Raw genomic sequence first — 22,910 nt, forward strand, 5'->3', positions numbered from 1 at the left:
GTCAGACGAGCGGTTCGACCAGGTCCCGGCCAGCTTCAAGCAGTTCTTCGACGCGCTCCGCGCTCGACGCCTCGGCGTACACGCGGAGCTTCGGCTCCGTGCCCGAGGGGCGGACCAGCACCCACGTCCCGTCTTCGAGCCGTATCTTGAACCCGTCGACGGTGTTGATGCCGTCGACAGCGACCCCCGCCAGCGTGTCCGGGAGCGCGACCTCGAGGTCTTCGAGGACGGGCTCCTTGCGGTCGTCCGGACAGTCGACGCTGATTCGGTTCTGGTGAATCTCGCCGTGCTCGTCTAGCAGTCGGTCGACGCGGGCATCGAGGGGCTCCTCGCGCTCGGCGGCCGCGGCGAGCAGCGCCACCAGCACGCCGTCCTTGTTCCGCAGGTGGTCCGGCAGGCCGAAGCCGCCGGACTCCTCGCCGCCGAACAGCGCGTCGTGGTCGGCCATCGCCTCGGCGACCCACTTGAAGCCGACGGCGACCTCGTGGACGTCCTGTCCGTGTGCCTCGGCGACGCGGTCGACGATGCTGGACGTCGAAACCGTTCGGACCACGTCGCCCGTCTCGTCCTCGAGCAGGAAGTCGTACATCGCGGCGAAAAACAGGTTGGGGTCCAGGTAGCCGCGGTCGGGCGTGACGACGCCGATGCGGTCGGCGTCGCCGTCGTTGATGACCCCCAGCGCGGCGTCGCCGTCGCTGACCTCGTCGACGAGCCCCGCGGCGTTCTCCGCCGACGGTTCGGGCGACCCGCCGCCGAAGTCGGGGTCCTGCACGCAGTTGAGGCGGGTCACGTCGGCCCCGGCCGCTTCGAGCAGGGCGTCGGTAACGCCGCGGCCGCTGCCGTACAGCGCGTCGTAAGCCACCGGCAGGCCGTCGAGGTCGGTGTCGACGTACTCCAGCGCGTGGTCGTGGAACGGACTGACGAGGTCTTCCTCCGTGCGCTCGCCCCACTCGTCTTCGGGCAGCGGGTCGAGGACGGCCAGGTTCTCCTCGAAGGCGGCCGTCCAGTCGGGCAGCGCCGGTGCGCCGTCGCCGGGGATGAACTTCACGCCGTTGTACTCCGGGGGGTTGTGGCTGGCCGTGATCTGGAGCGCCCCCGCGAGGTCGCGGTCTTTCACTGTCCAGGCGACGATCGGTGTCGGCGTGTCCCGGTCCGGCAGGAGCACGTCGAAGCCGTTCGCGCGCAGGACGTGCGCGAGCTCGTCGGCGAACCCGGGCGAGGTCTCGCGGGCGTCGTAGCCGATGACGACGGTCCCGGTCGCCCCGCGCTCGGCGAGGGTCGTGGCGACGGCCTGGCCCACCATCCGGACCCGGGGCTTCGTGAACACGTCCAGCGTCGCCCGCCAGCCGTCTGTCCCGAAAGCGATTGCGCCTGCGTCGGTATCTGCGTCGGTATCCATGTTCCGCGGTTCTCAGCCCGCCGACAAAAAGTCACGCCCCGTCGCCGAACTGCCGCTTTAGGCTCACGGACAGGCGGTCGAGGACGGCTGACCGAGCGCAACCCGCCAGTCCGTCGCCCACTGCCGGTCAGCCGGGGTCCGGCTCGTCGACCGCACCGCCAGCGGCTCATGTGTCGAAGTCCGTTTCGGCGTCACTGGACTCGACGAGCCGTTCCTTCTCCGTTCTGGTGTACTGTTTGATCTCGTACTCGCGGCTCATCGCTGCGGACTGTGAGTCGAACGATTCGACGTGGATTAGTTCGACCGGGGTTCGGCCGCGCGTGTACTTCGCGCCGTCGCCGGCGTCGTGTTCGCGGACGCGGCGCTCCACGTCGGTCGTGTAGCCGGTGTAAAAGGTGTTGTCGCTACAACGGAGGACGTACACGTGGTAAGGGCTCCGCGCGGTAGTCATCGCACGATGCTGGTGGCCCAGCGGGCCTCACACTTGTTGGGCGCGCTCTCTCGATACCTCGGCAATGCCAGCGTTCGCCGAGCAGTTTGGACAAGCCCGGATGTGTCCGCGTTCATCCGCGAACACTCGGGCGAACTGGTCTGAGACGTGCGCGCCGCAATGATCACATTCAGGCATCGTGTTCGTCGGCGACACCACCGCCGACGTATACGCGTACGCGCGTTACGGTGATAGCTCTTTACCCAAATACTTGGGTATGCCTGCGGTTCGCAGGGGCGTCTACGTCCGTGCATCGTCGAGCTGTCTTGCGATTAGGCCGGCCTGCATCCCGGCGGTGAATCCGGCGTCGATGTTCACCACGGAGAGCGCGGTGCAGGACTGAAGCAACCCCGAAAGTGCCGCCTCACCCGCACCGCCGTGGCCGTAGCCCGTCGAGACGGGGAGACCGATGACCGGGACGTCCACGAGGCCGGCGACGACCGTCGGGAGCGCGCCTTCGCGGCCCGCCGCGACGATGAGCACGTCCTGGTCCCGGAAGCCGTCGACCGCGTCTATCGTCCGGGCGAGGCTCGCGACGCCGACGTCGTCGATACGGGTCACGGCCGCGCCCATCTCCTCGGCGATGAGCGCGGCCTCACCGGCCGGAACGGCGTCGGACGTCCCGGCGGTGACGACGCCCACTGAGGCATCCAGCGACGGGCGCTCGAAGGCGGGTGTCGCCGCCACCAGCCAGTTCGAGCGGTCGTCCCACCGGACCGTCGCGTCCGGGGCTGTCTCGGCCAACAGCTCCCGGACGGCCGTCGCAGTGGGGGCGTCGAGCCGCGTCACGATCGCCCGCTCCGTCGTTTCGACGGCCGTCGCCGCCAGTTCCGCCACCTCCGCCGGTGTCTTCCCGTCCGCGAGGACGGCCTCGGGAACGCCGGCCCGCTCCTCGCGAGCGGCGTCGAACCGACCGGCCCCGCTGGTCGCATAGCCCGCAAGCGCCGCCTCGGCCTCTGCCGGAGAGAGGTCACCCGCCGCAACGGATTCGAGTATATCGCGCATACGACTCACTCGGCGACCCGGCCACTCCTATCCGTCGGTCCGGAGTCGGTGTACAGCCCCAATCAGGGTCGGACCTGTATGAGCGCGCGTGAGCGACGCTCCGCCGGATGAAACCGACAATAGCCGTCTGGCACAGGGGTAACGGCGTATTCTGATGTGACTGTAAGGACACAATCGTGGATTTATAAGGGGTTACGTGCCGTATAACGCCTCAAACTGCCGGTAATAGCGGCGAGAGCGAACTGATTGGAGAAAGTATATAAGTAACCCCCGTCGATACCCCGTCTGTATGGCAGACCTAATCGTCAAAGCCGCCGTTAAGGAAGAGCTCAACGACATGAACGTAGCGTCCGACTTCTACGACGCACTCGACGAGGAAGTCGAAGAGCTGCTTCAGGACGCAGCCCGCCGCGCCGACGAGAACGACCGCAAGACGGTCCAGCCGCGCGACCTGTAAGGTCGTTACAAGCGACGTTTTTTTGACGCGAGCCGGCCAGCGACAGCTGTCTACGGCGTTCGGACGGTGACGCCGTCGGCGGTGCCGACGTGAACCTCGTCGGCCATTCCGACGAACAGGCCGTGCTCGACGACGCCGGGGAGGGCGGCGAGGGCGTCGGCGAGCGCGGCGGGGTCGTCGATGGAACCGAAATCACAGTCGAGAACGAGGTTCCCGTTGTCGGTGACGACGGGGCCGTCCTTGCGCGCTGCGCGGCGGAGTTCCGGGTCGCCGCCCAGGTCCTCGACCGCCGCGGCGACCGTCGAGCGGGCCATCGGCAGCACCTCGACGGGAACCGGCACCGAGAGCTGGTCAGCCTCCTTCGTCGGGTCCGCGACGACGAGGAAGCGGTCGGCGTTCGCGTCGACGATCTTCTCCCGGGCGTGAGCCGCGCCGCCGCCCTTTATCAGGTCACCGTCGGCCACCTCGTCGGCTCCGTCGATAGCGAGGTCGACCGACACGTCCGCAAGGTCGGCCAGCGGGACCCCACAGTCACGGGCCAGCTGGCGGGACTGAAACGACGTCGGGACGCCGACGACGTCGAGGCCGGCGTCGACCGCCCGCCCGATGGCGTGGATAGCGTAGGCCGCCGTCGACCCCGTGCCGAGCCCGACGACCATGCCGTCCTCGACCGCCTCGGCCGCCGATTCCCCCGCCGCCTGTTTCGCCGCGTCGGAGCCGCCCTGTTTCATGTGCGGTGGGTCGACAGACGCGGACAAAACGTTTGTTCTCCCGGCCGCAAGCGCTGGTATGACTGACTGCACGTACTGTGGCTGTCCGGTCGAGGCCCACGACCCCATATTCGTCAGCGAGACGCCCGACGGGGAGCCGACAGCACAGTTCTGTAACTACGGCTGTCTGTCGGCCCACATCGACGCGGCCGACCTGACCACCGGCACGGCCTGCGAGTGGTCGCCGTCCCAGTGACGGGGGTCGACATCACCGACCCGGCTCCGTCCCATGCCGGATGGGTTTTAGGGGCGGCCCGACGCAGAGGCGGGTAATGACACAGTTCGGAACGAGCGGCATCCGCGGCCCCGTCGGCGAGGCGGTCACGGCCGAGTTGGCGCTCTCGGTGGGGCGAGCGCTTGGCATCGACTGCGAGCGGGTGGTGGTGGGCCGGGACCCGCGAGCGAGCGGCGAGTACCTGCAGGCGGCGCTGGCGGCCGGCCTCCGGGAGAGTGGCGTAGACGTGGTCGACCTCGGCGGTGCGGCGACGCCCACCATCGGACGCGCGGTATCGTGGCGGGACGCTGACGCCGGCGTCGCAGTGACGGCGAGCCACAACCCGCCGGCGGACAACGGTATCAAGCTCTGGCAGCCCAGCGGGCAGGCCTTCGACGCGGACCTGCGGGCGACCATCGAACGGCGACTGGACGAGGGAGCGTTCGAGCCAGCGGCGTGGGACGAGAGCGGCGGCCACGAATCGTGGGACGCCGGCCAGCGCCACGTCGACGCCCTGGTCGCGGAAACCGGCGAGACGGCCCTCGACAGCACCGTCGTCGTCGACCTGGGCAACGGCGCGGGCCGGGTCAGCGTCGACGCCCTCTCGGAGCTTGGCTGTTCCGTCGAGACGCTCAACGGCCAGCCCGACGGCGCGTTCCCCGGTCGCCCCTCGGAGCCGAAAGCCGAGAACTGCGAGTCCCTGGCGACGCTCGTGGCCGAGTCCGACGCCGACCTCGGGGTCGCCCACGACGGCGACGCCGACCGGATGCGGGCCGTCGCGGCCAACGGGACCTTCCTCTCGGGTGACGTGTTGCTGGCCGTGTTCGCTCGCGCCGCAGCGGAACCGGGCGAGCGGGTCGCCGTCCCGGTCGATACCAGCCTCGCCGTCGCCGACCACCTCGATGCTATCGACGTGGCCGTCGAGTACACCCCGGTCGGCGACGTGTACGTCGCCGAGGCCGCCAGCGCCGAGGGCGTCGCGTTCGGCGGCGAGCCAAGCGGCGCGTGGATATGGCCCGAGCGAACGCTGTGTCCGGACGGCCCGCTGGCGGCCTGTACCGTCGCGGCGCTGGACAGCCAGCGACCGCTGGGCGACCGCGCCGCAGACGTGCCGGAGTACCCCATCCGCCGGGACAGCGTCGAAACGGACGGAAAGGAAGCCGTGATGGCCCGCGTTCGGGAGACAGTGACCGACGCCTACGACGACGTGACGACGCTCGACGGCGTCCGCGTCGACCTCGGCGACGCGTGGTTCCTCCTGCGGGCCAGCGGGACCCAGCCACTCGTCCGGATTACCGCCGAGGCACGCGACCCGGACCGTGCGGACGCGGTGTTCGAAGAGGCACGGACGCGCCTGACGGATGCGATAGTCTGAGAGCGAAGGCGTGTGTGGCGGCAAAACAGCGGTTACGAACGGGTCCAACCTGAGAGGAGAGACGTCCCCGCAACCGCCAGGTCACAGGGCGGCAGTTCCTGACCGGTTCTACCCGCGGCGCGTGGACCGAGCCTCACGGACGTCTGCCCCGTCGCGGATCTTGTCTTCGCACTGCGGACAGACTCTGGGCTTTTCGACCCCGTTCGGCGTGAACACACGCGCGTAGTCAGCCGTTACAAAATTACCGCAGTTCTGGCATTCCGGCATACAACCCTCTATGTGGGTTATACCCTCTTAATTGTTGTTGGTCTGGTAAGAGTTCGCATACAGGGCGTTGGCGCCGCTGCCGGTGGAAAACACCGTTTCGTTCGATAGCGACGACGCGCTCGATGGACGGGACAGAGTCGGTCGACCCAAACCCATCGAGAGGCGAGTGGTTCGAACCGGAGCGCGGCCTGTTACTCCGCGAAGGAACTCGTAACGGTCCCGTCCTCGGACAGTTCGATGACACCGTCGAAGAGGTCCCTGAACGCCGCGACCGTCTCCTCGTCGTGGACCTCGTCGGCGAGGTGGAACATCCCGACGGCGTCGTACTCCTCGAGCAGGTCGAGGATGTCCTTGACGGCCGACAGCGCGCCGTCCTCGTCGGCGTAGTAGATGAGTTCCGTCAGCGAGTCGAAGGTCACACGGAGCTTGCCGTCGTGGTCCTGCAGGAACGTCTCGGTCTCGGAGACGATACCGGACAGGTCGTCCGGAGCGGAGACGTACCGGACGCCCTCGGAGCGGCGACGGGTGTAGCCGCGCTCGACCGACAGCGTGTCGAGGATGGTCGCCTTGGACTCGTCGACCTCGTAGTACTCCAGTTTCTGCTTGACCTCCCGGGCCGTGGTCCGGGTCGAGATGACGAGCATCGAGTCGGTGTCGGTCGAGAGGAACTGCGTGTCCAGTCGGTCCGTCTCGCCGGTGCTCGGATGCAGGAGCAGTACCCCCGTGCCACCCGGAACGGTCTCCGGCGCGTTGTCGATAGCCAGCGTATACTCCATATGCACATCAAGGAGGGTGGCACCCAATTAAGTGTGCGGGTCCCGCTCAGAACACGCTGTCCGCCGTCGCAGCCCCGACGACGCTGAATATCGCGCCGACGATGATCGCTTTCAGGGTCGTCAGGGCGACGGTCATCGGCGTCGGGTCCGGCAGAATCCCGCCGTTGACCAGAAACGTGTCCGGTGCGGTCAGTGCCATCGCGAGGATAGCGACCGATCCGAACGCGACCCCCATCAGCGAGACGAACCGGATCGGAATGCCGGCCACCTCCGCTTCGGTGTCGATGTCCCGACCGGCATCAGCCTTGTACAGCGCGCCGTAGCCGATAGCGAACACGATACCGACGACGACGACCGCGTGAGACCAGGACATGTTCTCGGCCAGTACCCACACTTCCTCGGTCACGACGAACGGACCCGCAAGCAGGAACCCGCCGACGAGTTGCTGGGCAGTGTCCGCGATCCGGTATCGGCGTCGGGCCATACCGGGTTGCTGTCCCGTCGGTAGGAAAGCCTCCCGGTCCGGGACTAGTGACTGGGAGCCACGCCCAGTTGCGGGGCGGCCCACAGCCGCTCTGAACGTTTCAACTGCACTGAAATCGTGCTACCGTCTGTCGGTTTCCAGGCGAAGTAAGGGGGTACAGCGGCTGGTAGCATACGGAAAATCGCGACATCGTCGTTTGATTCGGTCTTCGAATAAAAACGTTTCGCCTCTGTCGGCAGGTCGGGCGAGCCGGGACCGCTCACGTCGTCCGGAAGGCCCTGTCGCCGGCGTCACCGAGCCCGGGAACGATGAACCCGTCCTCGTCGAGTTCGTCGTCGATAGCGACGCTGATGATATCAGCGTCCGGCTGGGCCTCCGAGACGCGGACGATGCCTTCGGGCGCGGAGACCGCGGCCAGGACGAGCAGGTTCTCCGGCTCGGTCTGCTCCGAGGTGATGTAATCGAGCACGGTCGTCATCGTCGACCCGGTCGCAAGCATCGGGTCCGCGATGATGACGGTGTCGTCCTCGGTGATGTCGGGCAGTTTGACGTACTCGACAGAGATGGGGAACTCGCCGTCGTCGTTCATCCCGGCGTCCTCGTCGCGGCTGGCGGAGATGACACCCTGTCTGGCGCGGGGGAACGCTTTGAGCAGTCCCTCGACGAACGGCGTCGCGGCGCGGAGGACGTTGACGATGACCACGTCGTCGAGCCCTTTGACCCGCTCGCCCATCGTCGTGGTCAGCGGCGTCTGTACCTCCGTGTACTCGGTCTCCATCCGGCCGTCGATGATCTCGTAGCCGCAGATACGACCGAGGCGGACCAGGCCCTTGCGGAAGGCGACCTGTTCGGTCTCGACGTTTCGAATCCGTGTCAGTTCATCTCGCGCCAGCGCGTGCGTGACGACAGAGGCGTCGCCGCGCTGTTCGATTGGCATATCGTGCTCGTTGACCCCCAATGGGTTAAACGGTTCTCACTCATGCTGTTGGCTGTAACGATTTTGAGAGGTTCGCGATGGCGAAATTCGTTACGGGCTTACAGCCGACAGTATCAGGCCGGCTCGGCCGTGCCTGCCTGTGCCGCAGGGTCGCCGCCGCGCTGGCGGTTCTTGATCATGAGGAAGACAAACAGGGCGAGGCCGACGCCGCGAAGCGCAACGTCGAGCAGTACCGTCATCTCGCCGCCGCCGATGCCGACCAGCCCGAGGAGGTCGTACGTGCCCGACACCGCGAGGCCGGGAGCCATCAACAGGAGCGAACTGAACGCGAACGCCGCCCGCTCGCCCCGGGAGACCGGTGCGTACGCGAACCCGATGACCGTCGCGGCCAGCGCGACGACGCCGAGGAAGACGCCCGCGACGGGAATCAGTATCTCGGGGATGGCATAGCCGATGTCAAGCAGGTCTGCGGTCTGAACGACCCTGTATCCGGGGTCCTCGGGGACGCGCCGAAGCAGGATGATGCCCGGCGTGACGATGAAGGCGAAGGGGACGATGGCCTTGTTGAGCGACAGCGAGAACGCCTCGATGCCGGTCTGGAACGCGTCGGACTTCGCGACGCCGGAGGCGGCGTAGGCGGCCACCGCGACCGGCGGGGTGATGTCGGCGATGACGCCGAAATAGAGGATGAACAGGTGCGCCGCGAGCAGCGGGACGCCGAACTCGGTCAGCGCCGGCGCGAGCAGAGAGACGAGGATGATGTAGGTCACAGTCGTCGGCATCCCCATCCCGAGGATAATCGAGGAGAACGCGGTGACGAGCAACAGCAAGACCAGCGACCCGCCGGCGACGGCCGTAATGAGCGAGACGAGGTTCGGGCCGAGGCCGGAGACGCTGATGACGCCCGGGATGATGCCGGCGGCGGCGACGGCGATGACGACCGGGACCGCCGTTCTGGCCCCGCTTTCCATGGATTTTCCGAGGAAGACGCCGAGTTTGTACAGCCCGTTCGAGGCCAGGTTCGGGCGGCCGACGGCGTCGGCGGTCGTCTCGGCGGCGTCGTCGACAGCACCGTCGAAGGAAAGCAGCGGCGAGTCGAGTCGTGGCCGGGTGATCAGCGTGAGAACACCGGCGAGGATGATCAGCGTGCCGATGTTGCCGACGGTGGCCGAGAACGCGTCCGCAAGCGGTTGGGACCCCGTCCCGTCGCCGGCCAGTGCACCCAGGACGCCGGCGCCGAACAGGAACTGCGAGAGGAGCGACGTGCCAAACAGCACGCCGAGAATCGCCCCGAGCCGGGTTCGCGTCTCGTCGCCGTAGGCCGCGACGAGCGTGATGAGCGCGCCGATGGCGATGAGCGTGAACCAGGCCGACCGGGCGACCGACAGGCGCTCGATGATGAGGTAGTACAGCAGGAGGAGAATCGGGACGAGGTAGAACCACCCGCTCCGGAGGTGGCTGCGGATGTCCACCAGTTCCGAGGGGTCGAGCCCGCCGATGTCCTCCTTGACCGCCTCGAAGTGGACCATCACCCAGACGCCGAAGAAGAAGACGATGGCGGGAATCGTCGCGACGACGATGACGTCGGCGAACGGCGTCGCCGTGTACTGGACGATGAGGAACGCGGCGGCCCCCATCACCGGGGGGAGAATCTGGCCGCCCGAGGAGGCAGAGGCCTCGACGCCGCCGGAGAACTCAGGCGAGTAGCCCGACCGCTTCATCAGCGGAATCGTGAACGCGCCGGTCGTGACCGTGTTGGCGATGGACGAGCCGGAGATGGTCCCCATGAAGCCGCTGGCGAGGATGGATGCCTTCGCCGGGCCGCCCTTCCGGGTGCCCGTGGCGCCGTACGCGAGGTCGATGAACCACTGCCCCGCGCCGGACATCTCCAGGAACGCGCCAAAGAGGATGAAGATGTAGATGAACTGCACGGAGACGGTGACCGGAATCCCGAACACCCCGTTTTCGGTGTTGTACCAGAGGTTCTGGATGATAGATGGCCAGGACAGTTCCGGGATTGAGAGGACGCCGACGTAGGCGGCGTCCTGTGGAATGAGGACGCCGAAACGGGCGTAGACGACGAACACCGCGACGATGACCATCAGCCAGAGGCTGATGGCCCGGCGGGTCGCTTCGAGGACGAGCAAGACGCCGAGGACGCCGAGAACGAACGCGTAGGAGGTGTCGGCAAGCGGTCCGAGCAGGCCCGCGACCGGCTCCAGGAAGGTGAACACTTCCTGGATGGGGCGCCCACGCTGAACGCCCAGCGCACGCATGCGCTGGATCTCCTGGAAGTCGGTGATGAAGTACGCAGCGGATAACACCGACAGGGCGATGAAGACGAAATCGGACGGCGTCACACGGTCCATCTCCGAGTCCAGGAACGCCCAGGCGAGAGCGCCCCCGATGGCGTCAACGACGCGGGACACCGGATGGTCCGCGCCGAGTTTCTCGTCGACGAGCGACCCGAGCGCGATACAGCGCCGGGACAGTGGCCCGTCGCCGGTGCTGCCTGGATACAGCAGGAAGGTCAGGATGAGGCCGAAGGAGACGTGGACGGCGTTGATCTGGAGCAGTTGCAGCGACGCGAACACGATATCGCCGACGCCGGGCAGCGAGATCGAGAGGACGAACCCCTTCGCCGCGAGCCACATCTGAAACACCGAGAAAGCGATGCCGATGAGCGCGACGACGACGACTGCCCAGCCTGTGAGCGACCGCTTTCGCTCGATCTCCTGGAGCACTTCGTCGACTTCTTCGTCCGATACGGCCTCCCCGCTATCGTCAGGTGGTGTGTCGTCAGTCATGGGTTGAACTGGTCTGTCGCAGCACCGAACGCCGAGCGCCGGGCCAGATGGAGATGGACCGAACGGCCGTTGGTGCGGGCTACCAGGTCGTAGGTTTCGGCTCCGACGTGAAGTTTGTGTCCCGCGACATCACCGGGTGAGACTGTCACACGTGTGTAGTTGCCCGGCGGGTCGAAGACGTAGACCCCGTCTTCGCGGGTGACGTTGGCCCCGCTCGGCAGGCCCCAGCCGAACGATTCGAACTCCATGCGGGTCATCTCCAGGTAGTCCCCGCGGACAGTGTACTCGTCGTAGACCCGCGTCTTCTCGACGCTGTGGGTGTATTCGAGAGCGACAGTCGTCCCGTCTTCGACCGGGACTGTCATGTACTGTTCGCCGGTCTCGGCGTCCTCGACGACCAGCACACGACCAGCGGGTACCGTCGCTACGGTTCCGATGAGGAGGAGGGCAACGAGCACCGCGACGGCGACGTATCGTCGTCTCATTCCGGTTCTGGGAAATAGAAGCTGGTTAGCGAACGATGCGGGTGGCGTCGGTCGGCGGCGTTACGCGTCGAAGTAGGCCGCTGCGCCGGGGTGGAGTTCGATGGACATCCCGTCCTGTGCGGACTCCTTGCTGATGAAGTCCGTCTTGATGGAGAGGTCGTCCACGTTGTCGAAGATGGCCGCAGTGACCGATTCGACCGTCGTGTCGGGCTGTTCGGCGTTCGTCGCAATCATCGCCTGGACGGCGACAGTCTCGGTCGCCTGGTCGACGCCCGTGTACGTGCCGGCCGGGATGGTGTCGTCGGCGAACCACGAGGCGGCGTCCTTGACGGCCTCGCGGTTGTCGCCTTCGATCGGGACGATGACGAGGTCGTTGGTGTTTGCGAGGTCCTCGATAGCGCCGACAGGCCAGCCGCCGACGACGAACGCGGCGTCGATGTCGCCGTTCCGGAGCTGGTCGGCAGCCTGAGAGAACGAGGCGTTCTGCTCGGTGAAGTCGGTGATACCGACCGCTTCGAGTATCTGGTTCGCGTTGACCTGGGTCCCGCTGCCGAGGTCGCCGGTGTTGATGGTCGCGCCCGAGAGGTCCGAAAGCGAGGTGATATCGGTGTCGGCGAGCGTGACGACCGTGATGGTCTCGGGGTACAGCGTCGCGACGCCCCGGAGGTTCTCGATGGCGTTGTCCTGGAACGCATCGATGCCGGTGCCGTTCTTCGCGAACGAGGCGATGTCGTTCTGGATGAGCGCGAAGTCGGCGTTGCCGCTGGCGAGGCTGCCGACGTTCTCGACGCTCGCACCGGTCGATTGAACGTTCAGCGTGAAGTCCGTGTTCTCCTCTACGATCGTCTTGAACTCGTTCGAGAGCGGGAAGTAGGTCCCGCCGGTGCCGCCGGCGTGCCACGAGAGACGGGTGTCAACCTCGGCTTCCGTCTCGGTTTCGGTCATGCCACCGTCGCCGCCGTCGCCTTCCGTCTCGGTCATGCCGCCGTCGCCACCGTCGCCACCGTCGCCGCCGTCGCCGCCGTCGCCGCCGTCGCCGCCGCCACAGCCGGCGAGAGCCGCGACACCTGCAACGCCTGCTGTCTTGAGGAACCGCCTACGCGTGGAGTTGTTAGTCATGCGTATGGCTACGTCACACGGGGTATTCAAGAATGTTAGCAATTATACAGTCGTTATTTGACTATAGTGTACGGTAGCGTTTGACGAGATATTCCACCGGACGGGAGACGGATGGAAAAAGACAGGTGGACGAAATATACTATCTTTCGTGAAATTCAGCCCAGGTGATATTGCGGCGGGCGACCGCCGCGTCTGGACCCGTTACGCGGGCGTCTCGATACCGAGCTCGTCGAGCAGCGTCCGGGCGGCTGCAGCCGAAGACGGCGGGCCGCGGGCGGTGATGAGGTCGCCGTCGACTGTGACGCTGGTGTCGGCGTCGAGTTCGGCGTCCCAGTCCGCGCCGGCGGCCTTCACCTCGTCTTCGACCCAGTACGGGAGCTTCCGCCCGTCGGGGAGCAGGTCGTTCTCGTCGACGATGCCCTCCTCCCAGGCGTTCGGGAAGCCGGTGACCGAGCGGCCGTCGACGAGGAACTCGCCGTCAGCGTCCCTGGTGAACGCCAGAATCCCGACCGTGTGACAGACGACGAGGGCCTTGCCGTCGTCGCCGGCGACGGTCGCGCGCAGCAGTTCGCGGGCGTGCGTGTCCTGTGTGATGTCCCACTCCGCGCCGTGGCCCCCCGGGAACACGACGGTGTCGTAGTCGTCGGCGTCGGCCTGTGCCAGCGGAATCGGGTTGTTCAGGCGCTCGTCGGTCTCGTGGACCTCTCGAACGTGTTCCGAGAGCTCTTCCCCGACGTCGTCGGGGTCGACCGAGCGCTCGTCGAGCACCGGCGGTTCGCCGGTCGGTGTCGCCACCGTGATATCCAGGCCGGCGTCTGTAAGGGTCGTCAGCGGCTCGATGCATTCTTCGCCCCAGTACCCGTGCTCGCTTACGATGAATAGTGCGGATGCCATCACGTGACCATTCGCGTGCAATCCTTATAAGCGGCCGTTCGGTATCGAGCGAAGTCGCGACGCGGGCGGGACGGCCGCGGCGCAGGCCAGCAGGTCGTCTGGCGTGTCGCTGTCGATGGCTGGAGGTGACTCCGCTGGGAGAGTATCGAACACGACGTTACAGCGGAAACGTTTAACCCCACTGAGCAGCAATGCGCTGTGTACAGATGGACAGCCCACTGCAGCAGGTTCCGCGGCTGTCGTAGACCGATCTATTATACAATGGCAGACATCGAAGAGAGCGTTTCAGGATTCAAGACGAAAGGCGGCTGGGTCGACATCGTCGAGCACGGCGAGCGCATCACGCAGGCGCTGAAAGACATCGCGTCGGGCGAAGCCGTCGACGGGGACGCGCTCAGTGAGTTCGACGAGTGGCGACCCAAAAGCCACGAGCGACTGGACGAGGACGTCAACGAGAAGACCGCCGACCAGGCGAGCGTCGACGAGGGCAAGGGAGAACAGGCCGGCAAGGGGCCGGACGAGGACCTCCAGACCGCCGGCGAGAAGCTCAGCGAGTCCTACGAGAACCTCGACGAGCCCGACGAGGCGATGGAGCGCTGGAGCGAGTCCGTCGACTACGTGGCCCGCGCGGCCGACTCCGCCAGTCGAAAGGCCCTGCGGAAGGTCGAGGACACCGTCTACCGCAACGTGATGACTCAGATCGCGCCCTACTACTTCGACAACGACCTCATCAGCGCGAACCTCCGTCGCGTCGGCGACGGCGACCGCCCCGAGTACATCTTCGAGGTCAACGTCAACGACGACGACCTGAAGATGCGCGTCTCGAACAAGCTCGCCGACTTCGAGCAGGCCGTCGACCGCTGGCACGTCGACACCGAGAAAGTCACCGAGGCTGTCGAGGCCGCTGAGGGTGTGGACGCGACGGAGCCGGGCGAAGAGACGGACGCAAAGACGAACTAAGGCGGTCCGTGCCGCCGGCATCGGTTTTGTATCCGAGCAGGGACGAGGAGCTGAGACGGCACACTGCCGGTAGCCTCGGCTCTGCGTCCGAGCGGCGACGTCGAACATCCAGTCGGTTCAGATCACATCGTCTGGGTCGTGTGCCTCGGCCATCCGCGTCGCTTCGGCGGCGTACCGCGCCCGGAGGTCCTCGTCGTCGACGGCCCCGAGGTTGTCAGGGTCCGCATCGACGGCGGCCGTCGTGTCGCGGACGTCGGAAAACGAGGTCAGGGCGCGCTCCTTGCGGAAGTACTGGTCGCCGTCGGGCGTCGCGTACGTGAGGATGATGAGGTTCTGTTCGTCGTCCGAGTAGGTCCGTTCGACCAGCCAGACGCGGACAGTCTCTTCGGCGGCGGGCATACGGGACCGAACCACGCCCTGGCACCTGAACGTTTGGCCGTGCTGTTGGATGTCGGGAGGCGGCCACAGAATGGTCGGGCGAACGGTAGGCTCATTGCAGGGCAGGGCAAACGCCGTGACAGATGGTCGCGACGAGTACGATTGCGACGCTTGTTGTCGCGTCAGCGGCGAGTCTGTTCATGGCCTGGGCCATCGGTGCCGGGTCGTCCGGGTCAACGCCGTTCGCGCCGGCCGTCGGTGCGAACGCGATCTCGGTGATGCGGGCCGGGTTCTTCGTCGGCCTCCTCGGACTGGCCGGGGCGGTCCTGCAGGGGGCCAACGTCACGGAGGCCGTCGGGAGCGAACTCGTCCTGTTCCCGAGTGGCGGCGGCCTGTCGGCCATCGCCGCCATCGTCGCGCTGCTGACCGCGGCGGTGCTGGTCGCCGTCGGCATCTTCACCGGCTACCCCATCGCCACGGCGTTTACCGTCACCGGGGCGGTCGTCGGCGTCGGGCTGGCGATGGGGGGCCAGCCGGCGACGGCCAAGTACATCGAGATCGTCTCGCTGTGGGTCCTGACGCCCTTCGTCGGCGGGGGCATCGCCTTCGGGACGGCGTGGTCGCTCCGGCACGAGGCCACCACCGAGGAGCGACTCGTGCCGCTGCTGGGCGGGCTAGTCGGTATGATCCTTGCGAACATCGAGTTCGTCCTTCTGGCGCCGGGCAGCGAGCAGGTATCGGTGGCCCGCGCCGTCGCGCGGGCGGCCGGGACGTCGATACTCCCGTCGATGGTCGTCGTGACGCTCCTTATCGGGGCACTCGCCACGGGACTGCTGTACCTGGACATCAGGGCGGACGCGGCCGCCGGCCAGCGGCACTTCCTGCTGGTGATGGGCGGGCTCGTGGCGTTCTCCGCCGGCGGGAGCCAGGTCGGCCTGGCGCTGGGGCCGCTGGTGCCCCTGCTCGGCGAGGGGCCGACCGCGGCCATCCCCATCACCGGGGTCCTGTTGTTCGGCGGGCTCGGCCTCCTCGTCGGGTCCTGGACGGGCGCGCCGCGGATGATAAAGGCGCTGGCACAGGACTACTCCTCGCTCGGGCCGCGGCGCTCTATCGGCGCGTTGATTCCGAGCTTCATCATCGCGCAGGCGGCCGTCTTCTTCGGCATTCCGGTGTCGTTCAACGAGATCATCGTCTCCGCGATCGTCGGTTCCGGCGCGGCCGCCGGTGGCGGCGAAGTCAGTCGGGAGAAGATGGGCAAGACGGTGCTGGCCTGGGTCGGGTCGCTCGCGCTGGCGTTCGCTCTCAGCTACGGCCTCTTCTGGGTCATCGACGCGGTGCTCTGACCCGGTCAGCGACCCCAGACGTAGCGACTGACGGCCTCGTTCACGCGGGTCGAGAGCCGCCCCATCCACGCCTCGGGCGAGACGCGCTCGATGTCGCGCCGGTCGACTTCGATGCGGTCGTCGCCGAAGGGGTCGTGGGGTTTTTCCCCCTCGTTCTCGTCGACCGCGTCGACGACGACACTCATCGAACAGCGGCCACAGGCTTCGGTGTCTTTCGCCATGATTGTTGGTGACTGATTCGGACGCCAGCGTCAAAAACCTGCCGCGGCGGTCGTGTACGGCCCGTGGACGACCGGCGTCTGACCGACGCGCTTAAGACTCCGACACGGCATCGCCATGGTATGAGCTACCGCGGCAGGGGGCCGATGCGAACTGAACGCCCACGGGACTCGACACGATGAGCGAGGAGTCCGAGTCCGGGTCGGTCGAGGCATCGCCGGACTACAGTGCGGACAGCTGGGAGGACCCGGTGGCCGGTGCGGTCCCGAAATCGGAGCTGCCCGAGGAGATAGTCGAGGAAGTCCCACACTGGACAGCGGACCCGTACCTCGACCGGGTGAGCGACCGCCTGATGTACAACTACACGCTGGAGCGGGACCACCGGCTCCGGGGCGAGCGCTGGGACCTCTACGGCGAGATGCGGGTGCTGAACCAGAAGCAGTTCTTCCACCCGGCGCTGTCCTACGGCGACCACGAGTCAGAGGAGTACCTCTACGCCCGCCGGGTCGACCGGCCGACGGTCGGTGAGCTGAAGCGGCTGGTCGAACTCGGCCACGACCTGGCCGACGAGCGCGTGACCGCCAACGAGGAGCACTACCGCACCGACTTCACGTTCGTTCTCGTCGCCGACGAACTGCCCGAGGAAGTCCGGTCGTTCGTCGAGGGCCAGCGCGAGCGCACGCTGTTGAAATTCGGCTACTACGGCCACTACGAGGTCAATCTGGGCGTCGTCGTTCCGGACGAACAGACGGCCGTCGCCGGCGAGGCTGCCGACGTTGTCGAGGCGTTCGTCCTCTGGGAGGACGTGACGGCGCCGAGCGAGGGGTTCCTCTCACGGCTCGCCAAGCGGTTCTGGAAATGACGCCACCGACACGTCGCAGTTTTTTCGTCGCCTGCACGGCCACGCTGGCGGGCTGTAGCGTCCTGCCGGAGGAGAGCGAGCCTATCGAGGCCAGCGCGGCCGCGCCGGCGGTGCTCCCCGAGTCCAGCGACTACTCGCTCGTTGCCGAGGGGAGCCCGACCATCGAGACGACCGTGACCGTCGACTTCTCGGGCGACGTGGAGCTGACGTCGCGCCAAGACGTGATCGCGACGGTGTTCCGGCGCGTGTACGAGTCGGCGAGCGGGGCGCGGTTCGGGCTCCTGACCGCCCCGGCCGTGCGGGTCGTCGACCAGCCCGAGGTCGTCCGTGACCCGCTGACCGCGGTTGACGATGCCCGCGTCGTCGCACTTGCGACCGATACCGACGTCGGCTCCGTCTCGGAGTGGAGCGAAAACGGCTCGGCGACGCTTCTCGGGACGGAAACGACACGGATGACAGCGACAGCGACGCTTGAGGGCAGCGAGCGCGGCCTCGCTCGGGTTCGCGTCCGTGCCGGCGAGGACTCGGTGACGGCGATAGCGACCGACCCGGACGACGCTGCGCCGCCGTTCGGCGCGGTCACGCGGGACGCGTAGCTGTCGGCGCGGAAACCGGAAAAGGAGTCGCTGTCAGTCGTCGCCCGGCTCGACCGCGCCGGCGCGACCACGGTCACGGACCGTACTGATGTTGTCGTAGCCTTTCTTGACCAGCGCCAGTGCGAGGCCGATGAGGACCAGCGCCAGCACCATCTGGACGGCCGAGGAGGCAATCGCCGCAGTGCCCTCGGCACCGCCCTGGATGAGGTTCTGATAGAGGTTGCTGTAGAACGCCAACCAGGACAGCCCCAGGATGGTAATCGTCGTCATGATGGCCATCGGCACGCCCGTGGAGTACAGCTGCTTGCTGTCGTCCCAGTTGGCGAGCCAGACGGTCGCCGTCAGCAGCGCCAGCGCCGCGAGCAACTGGTTCGCGCCGCCGAACAGGGCCCACAGCGTGAGCCACTCGCCGGAGATGACCATCAGGTAGGCCGGGATGGCCTGGACGAGCGGGTTCGTGTAGCGGCCGCGCCCGATCTCGCCGAGCGTCGAGCGGAGGCCGCCGCCGACGTTGAAGCCGGAGGCCGTCTCGCCCGCACGGAGGCCGACAATCTCCTCCATCATGTACCGCCCGAGTCGGACGGCCGTGTCCGTCGAGGTGAGCAGGAAGCTCACCAGGACGAGCGCCATGAACGGCGCGCCGAAGGTCTGGGGGATACCGAGGCTGGTGAAGATGATGCCGCCACCCGTCGCGAAGTTCGGGAGCGCGGCACCGATACCGCCGGCGGGGTCGGCGAAGCCGGCCACGGCGAGCGTCGACAGTGCGACGGCGGCCAGCAGCCCCTCGCCGAGCATCCCGCCGTATCCGATGAGGCGGGCGTCGGTCTCCTTATTCAACTGCTTGGCTGTCGTCCCGGAGGACACCAGCGAGTGGAAGCCACTGATTGTCCCACAGGCGATGGTGATAAACAGCAGCGGGAAAAGCGGTGCGAGGCCCGCGCCCTCGACGCCCCAGAAGCCGTTGAACGCACCCATCGAGTCCGCGATGACCAGCGAGCCGCTCTCGGTGGCGGCCGTGCCGAATATCGTGCCGACGATGACGGCCACCAGCGCGCCGCCGACGCCGGCGTACAGCAGGAACGACGACAGGTAGTCACGCGGCTGGAGCAACACCCACACTGGGAGCGCGCTCGCGATACCCGCGTACACCATGATTATCGGCACCCACGCCGCACGGTTGGGGTTCATCGCCGTCGCGGAGGACCCCGGAATCCACTGGCCGCTGCCGAGATTCAGGACGTCCGCGAGAACGAGCGTCCCTGCGGGGTAGCTCGCGTCGCCGACGGCCGGGAACAGCGCGAACGGGTACTGGATACCCGCATACACGCCGGCAAACACCAGTGTGACGAACACGACAGTCCCGGGGAGGAACGGCCCGTTCAGCTGGTAGAGGTACACCCCCAGCAGCAGGGCCAGTACGATGTAGACGGTGCTCGCGGTCGTCACCTGCGGGAACGCGTCGAACACGATGGCGACCACCAGCGCGAACACCGCGACGACGAGGATGATGGTCAGGAACGCGAACCACAGCAGCATGTTCTTGCCCCCCTCTCCGATGTACTCACCGATGATGTAGCCGATGGACTTCCCCTCGTGTCTGAGCGAGCCGGACAGCGAGACGAAGTCGTGGACGCTCCCCATCAGCGGGTTGCCGATGGCGATCCACAGCAGGGCGGGGACCCAGCCCCACACCGCGCCCGCGGTGATGGGACCGACGATCGGTGCCCCACCCGCGATACTGGAGTAGTGGTGACCCAGCAACACCGGTTTCTTCGACGGCACGTATTCCTGCCCGTCTTCGTACTTGTGTGCCGGTGTCTCGTTGTCATCGTCGAGTTCGAGGAACCGCGCGAGGTACTTCGAGTACCCCAGATACCCCACGCTGAACGTCACCAGCACGGCCAGTACGATCCAGATTACTTGAGTCATGCGTGTGCATGAATATTAACCAAGATTAGGCTATTAATAGTTATTATATATTTCTTATATTTCCTGAGTCCGTCAAAACCCACTCGGACGCACCGTCTCTACTGTCAATAAAAAATCCAATATCTGATTACTTATCGGTCGTGCGCGGGCCACACATGAGCGGAGAGCCGGCGGCTCAGACGAACGTCGGCGCCTCGGCGCTCGTCTCGACATCGAGTTCGGCGGCGACGTCGTCGAGCAGATCGCCTTTCACCTCCGCCGTGCGGGTCGTGATTTCCGCGACCAGTGGCGGGTCGAGCGTCTCCCGGACCTCCCGGAGCCGCTCGTTCTCGGTGGCGACGCGGTCCCGAAGATAGCGGGCCCCGCGGCCGTCCTCGTCGGGGTCGGGCTCGGGCGTGAGCTTGTTCGCCACGAGGCCCCGGACCGAGAGGTCACGCTCTCGCATCTCCGCGATGGCGCGTCGCGTCTCGTTGACCGAGAGCTGGTCGGGGTTGAGCACGAGGAAGAAGGCGGCGTCGGCCTGGAGCGCGCCGCCGGCGAACTCGAAGAACTCCTTGCGGTCCTGCAGGCGGGCCAGCACCGGGTCGCCGTCCATCACGCGCCGGGGCTCGTTGTTGCCGATTGCGGCCTTCTCGAAGAGGTCGATGCTCTTCTCGCGTTTGTGCATCAGCCGGTCGATCCACCCCTCGAGGAACTCCGGGAGGCCGAGCAGGCGGAGCGTGCTGCCGGTCGGCGACGTGTCGAAGACGACCCTGTCGTACGGGTCGGCGTTGCGCATCACGTCGACGAAGCGGTCGAACAGGGCCGACTCGTAGGCCCCCGGCGTCTGGTGGGCCATCTCCAGTTGCTGGTTGATCTCGTTGACCATCGCGGCCGACACCTGCTCGGAGAGGTCGTTGCGGATGCCGTCGAGGTGGCGCTGGGCCTCGGTCTCGGGGTCGATCTCCATCGCGTCGAGGCCGTCGATACCCTCGACGGATTCCGGGTCGTCGCCGAACTGCTGGTCGAACACGTCCGTGACGGAGTGGGCCGGGTCCGTCGAGACCACCAGTGTGTCCAGGCCCGCCCGCGCGGACTTGACGCCGTACGCACAGGAGACTGTGGTCTTGCCGACCCCGCCCTTGCCGCCGAAGAAGACGAACGGCTCCATCAGAAGTGGTACTGCTGGCCCTTGCGTTCGATGTACGACCCACGGTCCCACAGCCGCCGCTCCCAGGCCTCGAAGGTGTCCTCTAGGTAGGGCAGCAGTTCGGCGGTGTAGTACGACACCGGCGACGGGATGCCGAAGGCGTCGGGGAAACAGGCCAGCATGAACGCGTCCTCGATGTCCTCGGCCTCCTTCTCGATTTTCTCGTAGGCCGGGTGCGTTATCATGCCGTGGTACAGGCCGCGGGCCCACTCCCGCAGCGTCCGGCGAAAGCGCTCGATTCGGTCGGCCAGTTCCATCAGTGGGTCGTGTGTGCGAGAGGCACGGAGTAAAAGCTGTCGCAGTTACCCGTCGATAGTGCCCAGCCGCTGTGGCGGGACAGCGGTCGTGTTCGGCCACCGGAAAGGAGCCGCGATTTGAAGGGAACCGGTCCACAACAGAGGGTATGCGCGACACTATTCCTGTCACGATTCTATCCGGCAGCCTCGGGGCCGGGAAGACGACGCTGCTGAACCATCTGCTGACCGAGGCCGGCGACCGCGACATCGCCGTCCTCGTCAACGACATGGGGACAGTCAACGTCGACGCGGAACTCATCGCCGAGGGGTCCGAGCTCGACGTGGACGACGGCGTCGCGGAGCTGTCGAACGGCTGTATCTGCTGTGAGCTGCAGGACGACCTCGAAACGGCTGTGGTCCGGCTGGCGAACGACCGCGATTTCGACGCGCTGGTCGTCGAGTCCTCTGGCATCTCCGAGCCGGCCCCCGTGGCGCGGCTGTTCACTACCGAATCGCGCGTGGCCGCGCTGTATCGCGTCGACACGCTCGTTACCGTCCTCGACACCAGGCTGTTTCTCGACGCGTTCGCCGGCGAGACGCCCGAGCGCCGGGGGGCCGGAGGAGCGAACGCCGAGGGAGACACCGACCGCCCGCTCTCGGACCTGATGGTCGAACAGGTCGAACTCTCGAACGTCGTCCTCCTGAACAAGGCGGACCTCTGTTCCGACGCGGAACTGGACGAGGCAGAGGAACTGGTGCGGGCGCTCCAGCCCGACGCCGAGACGGTCCGAACGACCTTCTCGGAGGTCGACCCCGACCGGCTGTTCGACCGCGGGCTGTTCGACTCGGACCGGATCAGCGACCTGCCGGGCTGGAAGCGCGCCCTGGCCGGGGCCGGACACGGCGGCGACAGCGGAACCGATGCCCATGAGAGCGACAGCGACCACGAACTCGACCACCACCATCCAGAGGAGGTGTACGGCGTCACCTCCTTCACCTACCGCCGCCGCCGGCCGTTCCACCCCGACCGTCTCGCGGACGTATTGGGAGACCTCCCGCCGGGGGTCGTCCGTTCGAAGGGGACCGTCTGGCTTGCGGGCAACGAGCGCCGCGTCGTCGTCGGGCAGGCCGGTCCCTCGATACGGGCCGAGGCACAGGGCCCATGGATCGCCAGCCTCCCAGAGGTAGAGCGTGACATGTACCGGTCGAACCGGCCGGAGCTCGACTGGCACGACGAGCACGGCGACCGCCGGACGGAGCTTGTGTTCATCGGAACTGAGTACGACGAAGACGCCCTTCGGACAGCGCTCGACGACGCGCTCGTCACGGACACCGAATGGACGGACAGCGAGTCGCTCACGGGTCCGTTCCCGGCGGAACAGGGCGAGGAGACGGTGATCCGGAGCCCCTAGCAGGCGCAGTCACGACCGGCCGCGCGCTCGAAGCGCATCTCCTCCCCGCAGTCCGGACAGACCGGCTCGCCCTCCAGTTCGACGTCTCTGATGCGAACGCCGCAGTCGTCACACCAGTACGCGCCCTGCGAGCCGTCGTCGGGGCGGGACTTCGTCTCCGACTGTGACGTGAGTGCCTCCTTGACGCTGTCGAGGATGCTCATGAACGTATATTGAAATTACGGCTACTAAACGTACCGTGGTTGTGTGCAACCGTCTCACGACCAGCGGCAGCGGCGTCGCTCAGTGCCACGCATCCACTTCCAGT

At 66.8% G+C, this 22,910-nt stretch carries 25 protein-coding genes; 8 read left to right on the forward strand and 17 right to left on the reverse strand.

Going from position 1 to position 22,910, the window contains the following annotated elements:
* Position 1 precedes the first annotated feature (1 nt).
* The 3 genes from KZ498_RS03280 to larB form a co-directional block, all read right to left on the reverse strand.
* A complete protein-coding gene (locus KZ498_RS03280) occupies positions 2 to 1,399 on the reverse strand; it encodes a phosphoglucomutase/phosphomannomutase family protein (RefSeq protein ID WP_312616771.1) in 1,398 nt (465 codons plus the stop codon).
* Positions 1,400 to 1,565: 166 nt separating this feature from the next.
* Complete coding sequence (locus KZ498_RS03285) at positions 1,566 to 1,850, reverse strand: GIY-YIG nuclease family protein (protein ID WP_312616772.1); 285 nt, start codon at positions 1,848 to 1,850, stop codon at positions 1,566 to 1,568.
* Positions 1,851 to 2,129: 279 nt separating this feature from the next.
* A complete protein-coding gene (larB, locus tag KZ498_RS03290) occupies positions 2,130 to 2,894 on the reverse strand; it encodes a nickel pincer cofactor biosynthesis protein LarB (RefSeq protein ID WP_312616773.1) in 765 nt (254 codons plus the stop codon).
* Between the two features lie 289 nt (positions 2,895 to 3,183).
* Between larB and KZ498_RS03295 the strand changes: the two genes are divergently transcribed.
* Entirely contained in the window at positions 3,184 to 3,351 is a 168-nt protein-coding gene (locus KZ498_RS03295; RefSeq protein WP_004517708.1) for a hypothetical protein, read from the forward strand.
* Between the two features lie 50 nt (positions 3,352 to 3,401).
* On the opposite strand, the gene rpiA is transcribed toward KZ498_RS03295, so the two are convergent.
* On the reverse strand, positions 3,402 to 4,082 hold the full coding sequence (gene rpiA / locus KZ498_RS03300) for a ribose-5-phosphate isomerase RpiA (protein ID WP_312616777.1): 681 nt from the start codon (positions 4,080 to 4,082) through the stop codon (positions 3,402 to 3,404).
* A gap of 58 nt (positions 4,083 to 4,140) precedes the next feature.
* Here rpiA and KZ498_RS03305 point away from each other — a divergent pair, with 58 nt between their 5' ends.
* Together KZ498_RS03305 and glmM are read left to right on the forward strand one after the other, a co-directional pair.
* On the forward strand, positions 4,141 to 4,317 hold the full coding sequence (locus KZ498_RS03305) for a hypothetical protein (protein WP_396276090.1): 177 nt from the start codon (positions 4,141 to 4,143) through the stop codon (positions 4,315 to 4,317).
* A gap of 76 nt (positions 4,318 to 4,393) precedes the next feature.
* Positions 4,394 to 5,710, forward strand: a complete 1,317-nt coding sequence (glmM, locus tag KZ498_RS03310; protein ID WP_312616780.1) for a phosphoglucosamine mutase — start codon at positions 4,394 to 4,396, stop codon at positions 5,708 to 5,710.
* 458 nt (positions 5,711 to 6,168) lie between these two features.
* On the opposite strand, the gene KZ498_RS03315 is transcribed toward glmM, so the two are convergent.
* The 7 genes from KZ498_RS03315 to KZ498_RS03345 all read right to left on the reverse strand — a co-directional run bounded on the left by KZ498_RS03315 (position 6,169) and on the right by KZ498_RS03345 (position 13,479).
* On the reverse strand, positions 6,169 to 6,753 hold the full coding sequence (locus KZ498_RS03315) for a hypothetical protein (protein WP_312616781.1): 585 nt from the start codon (positions 6,751 to 6,753) through the stop codon (positions 6,169 to 6,171).
* A 46-nt stretch (positions 6,754 to 6,799) separates the two neighbouring features.
* Positions 6,800 to 7,237 carry a DUF2391 domain-containing protein gene (locus tag KZ498_RS03320; protein WP_312616783.1) on the reverse strand — a complete coding sequence of 146 codons (438 nt, stop codon included), beginning with the start codon at positions 7,235 to 7,237 and terminating at the stop codon, positions 6,800 to 6,802.
* A gap of 259 nt (positions 7,238 to 7,496) precedes the next feature.
* The gene (gene upp / locus KZ498_RS03325) at positions 7,497 to 8,174 is read right to left on the reverse strand and encodes a uracil phosphoribosyltransferase (RefSeq protein ID WP_312616784.1); all 678 of its coding nucleotides are present in this window, start codon (positions 8,172 to 8,174) and stop codon (positions 7,497 to 7,499) included.
* A gap of 113 nt (positions 8,175 to 8,287) precedes the next feature.
* Positions 8,288 to 10,981, reverse strand: a complete 2,694-nt coding sequence (locus KZ498_RS03330; protein WP_312616786.1) for a TRAP transporter fused permease subunit — start codon at positions 10,979 to 10,981, stop codon at positions 8,288 to 8,290.
* On the reverse strand, positions 10,978 to 11,466 hold the full coding sequence (locus tag KZ498_RS03335; RefSeq protein ID WP_312616788.1) for a DUF1850 domain-containing protein: 489 nt from the start codon (positions 11,464 to 11,466) through the stop codon (positions 10,978 to 10,980). The genes KZ498_RS03330 and KZ498_RS03335 overlap by 4 nt, the downstream gene beginning before the upstream one ends.
* 60 nt (positions 11,467 to 11,526) lie before the next feature.
* Positions 11,527 to 12,585: a TAXI family TRAP transporter solute-binding subunit gene (locus tag KZ498_RS03340; protein ID WP_312616790.1), complete on the reverse strand. Its 1,059-nt coding sequence runs from the start codon at positions 12,583 to 12,585 to the stop codon at positions 11,527 to 11,529.
* Positions 12,586 to 12,786: 201 nt separating this feature from the next.
* Complete coding sequence (locus KZ498_RS03345) at positions 12,787 to 13,479, reverse strand: type 1 glutamine amidotransferase domain-containing protein (protein ID WP_312616792.1); 693 nt, start codon at positions 13,477 to 13,479, stop codon at positions 12,787 to 12,789.
* 261 nt (positions 13,480 to 13,740) lie between these two features.
* Here KZ498_RS03345 and KZ498_RS03350 point away from each other — a divergent pair, with 261 nt between their 5' ends.
* Positions 13,741 to 14,439: a DUF5828 family protein gene (locus tag KZ498_RS03350; RefSeq protein ID WP_312616793.1), complete on the forward strand. Its 699-nt coding sequence runs from the start codon at positions 13,741 to 13,743 to the stop codon at positions 14,437 to 14,439.
* A gap of 117 nt (positions 14,440 to 14,556) precedes the next feature.
* Here KZ498_RS03350 and KZ498_RS03355 read toward each other — a convergent pair whose 3' ends face one another.
* Positions 14,557 to 14,838: a hypothetical protein gene (locus KZ498_RS03355; protein WP_312616794.1), complete on the reverse strand. Its 282-nt coding sequence runs from the start codon at positions 14,836 to 14,838 to the stop codon at positions 14,557 to 14,559.
* 122 nt (positions 14,839 to 14,960) lie between these two features.
* Here KZ498_RS03355 and KZ498_RS03360 point away from each other — a divergent pair, with 122 nt between their 5' ends.
* Positions 14,961 to 16,160: an inorganic phosphate transporter gene (locus KZ498_RS03360; RefSeq protein WP_312616796.1), complete on the forward strand. Its 1,200-nt coding sequence runs from the start codon at positions 14,961 to 14,963 to the stop codon at positions 16,158 to 16,160.
* A gap of 5 nt (positions 16,161 to 16,165) precedes the next feature.
* Here KZ498_RS03360 and KZ498_RS03365 read toward each other — a convergent pair whose 3' ends face one another.
* On the reverse strand, positions 16,166 to 16,381 hold the full coding sequence (locus KZ498_RS03365) for a hypothetical protein (RefSeq protein WP_312616798.1): 216 nt from the start codon (positions 16,379 to 16,381) through the stop codon (positions 16,166 to 16,168).
* Positions 16,382 to 16,557: 176 nt separating this feature from the next.
* On the opposite strand from KZ498_RS03365, the gene KZ498_RS03370 reads away from it, so the two are divergent.
* Both KZ498_RS03370 and KZ498_RS03375 read left to right on the forward strand, forming a co-directional pair.
* Positions 16,558 to 17,241, forward strand: coding sequence for a hypothetical protein (locus tag KZ498_RS03370; RefSeq protein ID WP_312616799.1), 684 nt, complete (start codon positions 16,558 to 16,560; stop codon positions 17,239 to 17,241).
* Positions 17,238 to 17,837 (forward strand): DUF6517 family protein, encoded by a 600-nt coding sequence (locus tag KZ498_RS03375; RefSeq protein WP_312616800.1) that lies wholly within the window; start codon positions 17,238 to 17,240, stop codon positions 17,835 to 17,837. Before KZ498_RS03370 ends, KZ498_RS03375 begins: the two co-directional genes overlap by 4 nt.
* Positions 17,838 to 17,870: 33 nt before the next feature.
* Here the strand turns inward: KZ498_RS03375 and KZ498_RS03380 are convergent, their stop codons facing one another.
* The 3 genes from KZ498_RS03380 to KZ498_RS03390 form a co-directional block, all read right to left on the reverse strand.
* Positions 17,871 to 19,766 carry a carbon starvation CstA family protein gene (locus KZ498_RS03380; RefSeq protein WP_312616802.1) on the reverse strand — a complete coding sequence of 632 codons (1,896 nt, stop codon included), beginning with the start codon at positions 19,764 to 19,766 and terminating at the stop codon, positions 17,871 to 17,873.
* A 175-nt stretch (positions 19,767 to 19,941) separates the two neighbouring features.
* Positions 19,942 to 20,916: a TRC40/GET3/ArsA family transport-energizing ATPase gene (locus KZ498_RS03385; protein ID WP_312616803.1), complete on the reverse strand. Its 975-nt coding sequence runs from the start codon at positions 20,914 to 20,916 to the stop codon at positions 19,942 to 19,944.
* Positions 20,916 to 21,212 carry a hypothetical protein gene (locus KZ498_RS03390; protein ID WP_004959670.1) on the reverse strand — a complete coding sequence of 99 codons (297 nt, stop codon included), beginning with the start codon at positions 21,210 to 21,212 and terminating at the stop codon, positions 20,916 to 20,918. Before KZ498_RS03390 ends, KZ498_RS03385 begins: the two co-directional genes overlap by 1 nt.
* 146 nt (positions 21,213 to 21,358) lie before the next feature.
* Here KZ498_RS03390 and KZ498_RS03395 point away from each other — a divergent pair, with 146 nt between their 5' ends.
* Positions 21,359 to 22,603 (forward strand): GTP-binding protein, encoded by a 1,245-nt coding sequence (locus tag KZ498_RS03395; protein WP_312616809.1) that lies wholly within the window; start codon positions 21,359 to 21,361, stop codon positions 22,601 to 22,603.
* Here KZ498_RS03395 and KZ498_RS03400 read toward each other — a convergent pair.
* Positions 22,600 to 22,806, reverse strand: a complete 207-nt coding sequence (locus KZ498_RS03400; RefSeq protein WP_312616810.1) for a hypothetical protein — start codon at positions 22,804 to 22,806, stop codon at positions 22,600 to 22,602. The genes KZ498_RS03395 and KZ498_RS03400 overlap by 4 nt on opposite strands.
* Between the last annotated feature and the right edge of the window lie 104 nt (positions 22,807 to 22,910).

Origin of the sequence: Haloarcula sp. 1CSR25-25 (assembly GCF_032027985.1) — an archaeon.
In the GTDB taxonomy this organism is placed as follows: domain Archaea; phylum Halobacteriota; class Halobacteria; order Halobacteriales; family Haloarculaceae; genus Haloarcula.

What these genes read in the sequence shown, in the direction of transcription:
- KZ498_RS03390 (WP_004959670.1), bottom strand. Translation starts at nt 21,212, where the DNA reads ATGGAACTGGCCGACCGAATCGAGCGCTTTCGCCGGACGCTGCGGGAG.
- KZ498_RS03330 (WP_312616786.1), bottom strand. Translation starts at nt 10,981, where the DNA reads ATGACTGACGACACACCACCTGACGATAGCGGGGAGGCCGTATCGGAC.
- rpiA (WP_312616777.1), bottom strand. Translation starts at nt 4,082, where the DNA reads ATGAAACAGGGCGGCTCCGACGCGGCGAAACAGGCGGCGGGGGAATCG.
- KZ498_RS03295 (WP_004517708.1), top strand. Translation starts at nt 3,184, where the DNA reads ATGGCAGACCTAATCGTCAAAGCCGCCGTTAAGGAAGAGCTCAACGAC.
- KZ498_RS03350 (WP_312616793.1), top strand. Translation starts at nt 13,741, where the DNA reads ATGGCAGACATCGAAGAGAGCGTTTCAGGATTCAAGACGAAAGGCGGC.
- KZ498_RS03360 (WP_312616796.1), top strand. Translation starts at nt 14,961, where the DNA reads ATGGTCGCGACGAGTACGATTGCGACGCTTGTTGTCGCGTCAGCGGCG.
- larB (WP_312616773.1), bottom strand. Translation starts at nt 2,894, where the DNA reads ATGCGCGATATACTCGAATCCGTTGCGGCGGGTGACCTCTCTCCGGCA.
- KZ498_RS03395 (WP_312616809.1), top strand. Translation starts at nt 21,359, where the DNA reads ATGCGCGACACTATTCCTGTCACGATTCTATCCGGCAGCCTCGGGGCC.
- KZ498_RS03365 (WP_312616798.1), bottom strand. Translation starts at nt 16,381, where the DNA reads ATGGCGAAAGACACCGAAGCCTGTGGCCGCTGTTCGATGAGTGTCGTC.
- KZ498_RS03305 (WP_396276090.1), top strand. Translation starts at nt 4,141, where the DNA reads ATGACTGACTGCACGTACTGTGGCTGTCCGGTCGAGGCCCACGACCCC.
- KZ498_RS03375 (WP_312616800.1), top strand. Translation starts at nt 17,238, where the DNA reads ATGACGCCACCGACACGTCGCAGTTTTTTCGTCGCCTGCACGGCCACG.
- KZ498_RS03380 (WP_312616802.1), bottom strand. Translation starts at nt 19,766, where the DNA reads ATGACTCAAGTAATCTGGATCGTACTGGCCGTGCTGGTGACGTTCAGC.
- KZ498_RS03345 (WP_312616792.1), bottom strand. Translation starts at nt 13,479, where the DNA reads ATGGCATCCGCACTATTCATCGTAAGCGAGCACGGGTACTGGGGCGAA.
- KZ498_RS03285 (WP_312616772.1), bottom strand. Translation starts at nt 1,850, where the DNA reads ATGACTACCGCGCGGAGCCCTTACCACGTGTACGTCCTCCGTTGTAGC.
- KZ498_RS03370 (WP_312616799.1), top strand. Translation starts at nt 16,558, where the DNA reads ATGAGCGAGGAGTCCGAGTCCGGGTCGGTCGAGGCATCGCCGGACTAC.
- glmM (WP_312616780.1), top strand. Translation starts at nt 4,394, where the DNA reads ATGACACAGTTCGGAACGAGCGGCATCCGCGGCCCCGTCGGCGAGGCG.
- KZ498_RS03385 (WP_312616803.1), bottom strand. Translation starts at nt 20,916, where the DNA reads ATGGAGCCGTTCGTCTTCTTCGGCGGCAAGGGCGGGGTCGGCAAGACC.
- KZ498_RS03320 (WP_312616783.1), bottom strand. Translation starts at nt 7,237, where the DNA reads ATGGCCCGACGCCGATACCGGATCGCGGACACTGCCCAGCAACTCGTC.
- KZ498_RS03280 (WP_312616771.1), bottom strand. Translation starts at nt 1,399, where the DNA reads ATGGATACCGACGCAGATACCGACGCAGGCGCAATCGCTTTCGGGACA.
- KZ498_RS03355 (WP_312616794.1), bottom strand. Translation starts at nt 14,838, where the DNA reads ATGCCCGCCGCCGAAGAGACTGTCCGCGTCTGGCTGGTCGAACGGACC.
- KZ498_RS03315 (WP_312616781.1), bottom strand. Translation starts at nt 6,753, where the DNA reads ATGGAGTATACGCTGGCTATCGACAACGCGCCGGAGACCGTTCCGGGT.
- KZ498_RS03340 (WP_312616790.1), bottom strand. Translation starts at nt 12,585, where the DNA reads ATGACTAACAACTCCACGCGTAGGCGGTTCCTCAAGACAGCAGGCGTT.
- upp (WP_312616784.1), bottom strand. Translation starts at nt 8,174, where the DNA reads ATGCCAATCGAACAGCGCGGCGACGCCTCTGTCGTCACGCACGCGCTG.
- KZ498_RS03400 (WP_312616810.1), bottom strand. Translation starts at nt 22,806, where the DNA reads ATGAGCATCCTCGACAGCGTCAAGGAGGCACTCACGTCACAGTCGGAG.
- KZ498_RS03335 (WP_312616788.1), bottom strand. Translation starts at nt 11,466, where the DNA reads ATGAGACGACGATACGTCGCCGTCGCGGTGCTCGTTGCCCTCCTCCTC.